Annotated in this window: 2 protein-coding genes; both read left to right on the top strand. The window is 53.8% G+C overall.

The annotated features are described in order from the left end of the window. Positions 1–233, top strand: a 233-nt coding sequence (locus NR125_RS30310) for a hypothetical protein (RefSeq protein ID WP_256816889.1), incomplete at its 5' end; no start/stop codon positions are given. After that, positions 230–411, top strand: a 182-nt coding sequence (locus NR125_RS30305) for a hypothetical protein (RefSeq protein ID WP_256816887.1), incomplete at its 3' end; no start/stop codon positions are given. The genes NR125_RS30310 and NR125_RS30305, both read left to right, overlap by 4 nt.

The following is a 411-nucleotide window of genomic DNA, read 5'->3' as shown; positions in this document are numbered from 1 at the left end:
GGGAGAGAAGGAAGAGGAAGGAAAAAGAAAGAAGGAAAAAAGAAGAAGAGGAAGAGAAGGAGAAGGAAGAGAGGGGAAAAAAAGGGGAAGAGAGGAAAAAGGGAGAAGAGGAAGAGGAGAGGAGAAAGAAGAGAAGGAAGGGAAGGGGGAGGAGGAGGGAAAGAAGGGGAAGGGAAGAGGGAGGGAAGGGAGAAAAAAAGGGAGGGGGGGGGGAGGGAGGGGAAGGGAGGTGAAAGGGGAAGAGGGAGGGAGAGAGGGGGGAAAAAGGGGGGGGAAGAGGGGGAGAGGGGGGAGGAGAAGAAGGAAAGGGAAAAGAGAAGGGAAAAAGAGGAGAGGAAGGGAGGGGGAGGAGAAGAAAGCAACAGGGGGGCGAGGGGAGGAGACAATACTAAACCCAGTCCTAAAAAGACA

It is taken from the genome of Cytobacillus sp. Bac17 (assembly GCF_024519925.1).
In the GTDB taxonomy this organism is placed as follows: Bacteria; Bacillota; Bacilli; order Bacillales; family Cytobacillaceae; genus Cytobacillus; species Cytobacillus pseudoceanisediminis.
Note: the sequence above shows the minus strand (reverse complement) of the source record. Positions and strands in the feature narration are given on the sequence as shown.